The sequence below is a fragment of the Stenotrophomonas koreensis genome (assembly GCF_001431525.1).
Lineage (GTDB): Bacteria > Pseudomonadota > Gammaproteobacteria > Xanthomonadales > Xanthomonadaceae > Stenotrophomonas > Stenotrophomonas koreensis.
The window spans coordinates 1-5,221 of record NZ_LDJH01000035.1; the positions used below are offsets into that span (position 1 = coordinate 1).

The 5,221-nt window shown below is 60.3% G+C and carries 5 protein-coding genes and 2 pseudogenes; 4 read left to right on the forward strand and 3 right to left on the reverse strand.

Features of this window, described 5'->3' with window-relative positions; genetic code table 11:
• Positions 1 to 483: transposase (locus ABB25_RS13915; protein ID WP_057667867.1), on the reverse strand; the 483-nt coding region annotated here is incomplete at its 3' end.
• A 235-nt stretch (positions 484 to 718) separates the two neighbouring features.
• On the opposite strand from ABB25_RS13915, the gene ABB25_RS14670 reads away from it, so the two are divergent.
• The 4 genes from ABB25_RS14670 to ABB25_RS14675 all read left to right on the forward strand — a co-directional run bounded on the left by ABB25_RS14670 (position 719) and on the right by ABB25_RS14675 (position 4,165).
• Complete coding sequence (locus tag ABB25_RS14670) at positions 719 to 2,173, forward strand: XVIPCD domain-containing protein (RefSeq protein ID WP_152981244.1); 1,455 nt, start codon at positions 719 to 721, stop codon at positions 2,171 to 2,173.
• Positions 2,174 to 2,202: 29 nt separating this feature from the next.
• Positions 2,203 to 2,976: a hypothetical protein gene (locus tag ABB25_RS13925; RefSeq protein WP_057667852.1), complete on the forward strand. Its 774-nt coding sequence runs from the start codon at positions 2,203 to 2,205 to the stop codon at positions 2,974 to 2,976.
• A gap of 112 nt (positions 2,977 to 3,088) precedes the next feature.
• A complete protein-coding gene (locus ABB25_RS13930) occupies positions 3,089 to 3,463 on the forward strand; it encodes a hypothetical protein (protein WP_057667863.1) in 375 nt (124 codons plus the stop codon).
• Between the two features lie 195 nt (positions 3,464 to 3,658).
• Positions 3,659 to 4,165 carry a hypothetical protein gene (locus ABB25_RS14675; RefSeq protein ID WP_152981245.1) on the forward strand — a complete coding sequence of 169 codons (507 nt, stop codon included), beginning with the start codon at positions 3,659 to 3,661 and terminating at the stop codon, positions 4,163 to 4,165.
• Positions 4,166 to 4,195: 30 nt separating this feature from the next.
• Here the strand turns inward: ABB25_RS14675 and ABB25_RS13940 are convergent.
• Together ABB25_RS13940 and ABB25_RS13945 are read right to left on the reverse strand one after the other, a co-directional pair.
• Positions 4,196 to 4,726, reverse strand: a pseudogene (locus tag ABB25_RS13940) (cation:proton antiporter); the annotation flags it as partial.
• Positions 4,727 to 4,793: 67 nt separating this feature from the next.
• A pseudogene (locus tag ABB25_RS13945) lies at positions 4,794 to 5,221 on the reverse strand (transposase); the annotation flags it as partial.

Genomic DNA, 5,221 nt, shown 5'->3' on the forward strand with positions numbered 1-5,221 from the left:
GCGGCATGTGGGGTGATGGGCCAGCCGGTTGCCCGGGCGCAGGCCGAGGTGGCTCTGGCAGGAGGACCAGGGGTAGTGGGCCGGGTCGTCAGTGATTGCCGCGCGTACCGGGTTGAGCTCGATGTAGCGCAGGCACTGCAGCAGGTAGTGGTCGTCGGCTACCAGGCTGGCCTTGTAGCGGCCTTCCCACAATGTGCCGGTGCAGCCATGCCGTGCATTGAACAGGGGTACGTAGTTGCGGCCAAGACGTTGCATCAATGCGCCTGCCGCGCCCGCGTGTGGCGGGGTGAGCAGCAGGTGCACGTGGTTGTCCATCAGCACCCAGCCATGCAGCTGGCAACCGGTGTGGTGCAGGGAATCGGCCAGCAGGTACAGGTAGGTGCGGCGGTCCAGGTCATCCAAGAAGCAGGGCAGGCGGTTGTTGCCGCGCTGCACGATGTGCTGAGGGATGCCGTGCAAATCGAAGCGGGGTTGTCTGGCCATACCCGTAGCGTGCCCAGCCCGGGCACCCTCCCGGATCAGCGCATCACGCGGCGTCATACCGGGTGCTGCCCCGTTGTCACAGGGAACAAGTGAACCTGACTCTGAGGTTTCCAACGACCTTCCCGTTGTCTGACATCAGGGCAGGCTTGCAGGCCGCATCAACGTGATCGCGCGCACAGAAATAGCTTCTGCGACAACGGAGGATCAGGCATCTGTAGCGATCAAGGATGGAGCTATGAACCAACCGCAGATACAACAGCCCCCACTGGACATCCGTGCCGAGGCCCAACGCATCGGTACTGAATTGAGCGCAGGTCGCTGGGAGTCAGGACTGGCACAGTTGCAGCAGCATATCGATTCCCAGCCACAGATCATAAGTGAGGCCATTTTGCGCTACGTCGCTGCGGATCAGTCCGATGCGCTGGCACGCCTGGGCCGGGCGACCGCCATCAACATTCCGGCCGATGCCGCCGGCACCATCGAGGCGCTGCTGCACAGCAAAGGGCCGCCACGTTACTTCAACAACGACGAAATCGATCTGCTGCCCAAAGTTCAGCAATACGATGTGTATGCCAGCATCCTTGCAATCAGAGGAAACGCGGAGGCAATGGGTGAACTGGCCGCAGGCAACCGCGTTTTGCTGGGCATGCGCCAGGACACCCATACCGCGCTCAACCGCGGGCAAGGCGCATATGACGACCGTATAGTGGTGCTCTGGCGTGATGCCACTGGCCCCGACGTGGCGCCGTTTCACCGTGCCAACACCGAACCCACCGCGCAGTACCAGGCGCACGCGGCGGCACGCCAAGAGCCTTTCGATCGGGTAATACATCGAAGCGTAGATGGCATGGACGTCAACGCAGATGGCCTGCGCGACCTGGGACGCTTGGCCGAAGGAAGTTATCGATTTGCTGCGTCCACGCACCAGTTCGGCAATAGATCTGAAACCCGCCATTTCGCCTTGCGCCCTACAGCAGAGAGCGTGACCTCCTCACCAAACGGGGTGCAACGTGACAGCAATGGAGATGGCTGGTTCGATTCGGCTGACAGCAATGGCGTACAGCCGTTGAATTCAACCTTCAAGTTCCATCGTGGGGGCGTGGAGAATACAGATTCTGCTGGATGTCAGACCATTCCAAGAACATACTTGGGAAATAATAATTACTATGAGGAATACTCCGAGGCAGTGCGAGGAAATGCTGCCCAGCGTGAGATTCTTTATGTGCTGACCAGTACGCACATCATCGAAGAGCGTTTACAGGGGCATTCGCGCGTACCAGAGCCGCTGGCATTCCTTCCTGACCCTCGTTTACCAGGTCATGCGGATCATACGCTTTATGAACAGATCCATCGCGGCGTGCGCGGATTGGGAGGGCAGTTTGCTGCCAATGCCGATACGGTTAGTCTTGGTCTGCTGCTTGCAGCAAGAAATGAGGGTTGGAACGAGGTGGTTGCAGTCAGGGCGAGCCATCCCATAGCCGAACAGGCTGAGGCAGAACGTCTATTTCTTGTGCGTGATGGAGATCCTGATCCAGCCAGGAACAGACTGGGCATACTCAGCAACGACTTGTTGCGAGCCAATAGCCACCAGTTGCTGGAGCAGCTTTCCGCCCCGTCACCTATCGCTGAATCTACAGTGGTGGGTATTGGGGAAGCAGAACAGACGCATGCCATGGGGGCCGTCAGATGATCCGATCACCAAAGATTCTCGTAGCTGCAATGTTGTTCTCGGTATTGTTGTTGACACCTGGCACGACCCTGGCCGTACGCGGTGAACAGGAGAAGCCGAGCACGACGCGCATCACTGGTATGGATACAACGCATTACGCCTCACCGTCGCCAGCTATATGGGTGCCGGTGCCACAGGATATTTCAGGGGTGATTGATGGTGTTCTGCGAGACTATCTTCATCTGCCGCAGGAGGCGGCGAAGATAATTTCATCTTTGCATTACAGTGCGCATCAAGGCATTGATCTGTATGGCCACCCCAACAAGCCGGATGTATGGTTCCGGCATTTTCCTGCTGCCGGTGGCAGCAAGGGCGGTCTTGCCTTCTCCATGCGCTTGGGATGCGATGGCCTCCGAAATCAGCTCAGTGCGCTGCGTCGCGCCGGGGTGCAGGATCTGCCGTCAAGCGTGTTGCAAAGTTGCGATTGGATGACAAGGTTTCCAACCGGCAGGCTGGAAACGGGCCTGCTTTTGTTTTTGGTAAACCCGGATGGGACGCTTGAGCCTGTACATGAGGTGCCCGGCAGGTTCTTCCCGCAGATCACGCCTGCAATGATGGAGGAACTGAAAATTCGCGGAATAAGCACGCCCTACATCGCACCTGCCGGATTTGCCGGGAGTCATCACATGTGGGTCTTCATGGAACAGGATCCGGGCCGCCCTTTGCCGGATGACACGCCCGGCTACGATAAGCAGGGCGTGGTGGATGGCGGCATGCTGGTATGGACCGGATCCGGCTTCGAGATCCAGCATGCTGAGCGGTAAAACCTCGGTGTTGCTTGGGAAACACGGGCCACTACCACCTGCCCCGTGTTTTCTTGACGCAGCCTCGCAGACAATGCAGGTCTGAAGTGGAACCAAGTACAGGGCGTAGGATATGAAGGCTTCCTGTTTGTTGATCACAGCGTTTATCGCTATTTCAGTCGTGGCATGTGCGGATAATGACGAGCCGATCCAGTATTCACAGGTATCGCTGTCGCCCCTGACTGCCAGCAGGCAGGATGCCGGGAATGTGCGGATAGATTTCAACGTTCCACCAGAGAGTCAGTACTACATCGCTGGTGCTGACTACCAAGTGGTGGATGGCATTTTGTCGGTGAAGATCCTGCGTTGCTCTATTCACGAAAAATGTAAAGCGATGGTCGAGCTGGCGCCCGGGCTAGCCCCTGCGATGGGTCAATTGGTCATACCTTTTGAAGGCAGCCGTGTGGACATCGAACATGGCGATGGTATCCAGTCGTTCGATATCTAAGGAGCGGGAAATGACCGACCGACCAACGGGGGCAGGTTCATTTACCAGGTGGGAACGAGGTGAGGTTCATTGGGTGGGTGTGGCCTTGTTGCCTGGGTGCTGCAACGGGGCAGGGTGTTGCCGGCTGCCTGGCAAGGCGCTGTAACAGGCCGGGGCTCCGGTGACGATCCACAACCCGTGACGAGGAGGATTCCAATGCCGAATGCTGTTTCGCTGATGCTTCCCCGCTGGCTGGCCATGGTCATCGTGTGCTTGTTGGCTACGGGTTGCGGGCCCGAACCGGATGCGCGGGCCGCACCGTCAGCCGATGCCCGTGCGGCTGCTGGCAGCGTGTCGGCAGCCAGTCCTTCTGCTGCAACCGGTAGCGATCAGTCCGTGTGGGAAAACGGCATGGCTTACGCCACGCTGCGTAGCCGGCTGTTGTCCCGGGGCTGGGTGCCACTGCCGGATGCGCAGTGCCGGGCCAATGTTGTCGGCGACAACCACGTAGCTTTGTGTGCCGCTGATACGCAGCAATGTGAGCCGTGCGAGGCGCTGCCTGAATTGTCAGCGTGCAGCGGCACCGGCCATTGCACGATGCAGTTCCAGGGCGAGGGCGGGAAAATGCTGCGGGTGTCCACCTATGGTGATGTGCACCGACACACGGCCGTCGGTGAGCCGGAGGACCTGGTGGTCACGGCGCTGGAGCCGGTATCTTTCTGAGTTTTCCGTGGCCAACGAGGCCAGGTTCACTCAAGTGGCCGGGCCTTTTTGTTGGGCGTCACCGTCGGGGCGTTCGTACTGCGCCGGGTCCACATCCAGTGCCTTGCGGAACACCAGTGAGGGCAGCAGGGTGGTCACCGCGGCATAGAACAGCAGCGCGCCGTAGAGCACCGGTGGAACGGCGAAGTGCTCGCGCATGATGCCGGCCAGCACCAGGGTGAAGATCAGCGTCGGTGACAGCGCCAGCGCCACCCGCAGGCTGGAGCGCAGGCTTTCGCCGAAGACCATCCGGCGCTGCAGGACGATCACCGCCAGACGCAGCGGCAGCACCACCAGGGTGATCAACACGCCCAGCCCAAGAGCTTCCAGGCTCAGCGCGTCGCCGGGCACATGGGTGCCGGCGTTGAAGAAGTAGAACGGTACGAAGAACGAGGAGAACAGGCGCAATGCATGCAGGTTGTCGTGCGAGGCCAGCAGGGGCATCCGGCGCTGCAGCAGGCGCGCCACCAGGCCGGCGATGAAGGCACCCACCAGGTAGTACACGCCCAGCCAGTAGGTTAGCTAACGGGGTCAGGTTGACTTACCGGGGCTGTTTGCCGGGACCAGGTGCCAACGAGGTCAGGTTCACTCAGGTGGCCTGACCTTTTTGTTTGGGAGGTCGATGCGCGGGGCGGGTGCCGGCGAAGCGGTGGGTTTTGGCCTGGACCATGGCCTGGAAGGCGGTGGTGCCGAGGGCGCGCTGTTGTTGCAGGGTGGTGCGAATGGCGGCCAGTTCGTCGTCGCTGATGGCTTCGTGCAGGAATTGCTGCCACCACTGGGCGCGTTCGGCCGGGGTGCTGCCGCTGGCCAGCCAGACGGGGTGATGGGCCAAGCGGTTGGCCGGGCGCAGGCCGAGGTGGGTCTGGCAGGACGACCATGGGTAGCGGGAGGGGTCGTCGATGATCGCCGCACGCACGGGGTTGAGTTCGATGTAGCGCAGGCATTGCAGCAGGTAGTGGTCGTCGGCTACCAGGCTGGCCTTGTAGCGCTGTCTCTTATAACAATCTGAAGTTGCCG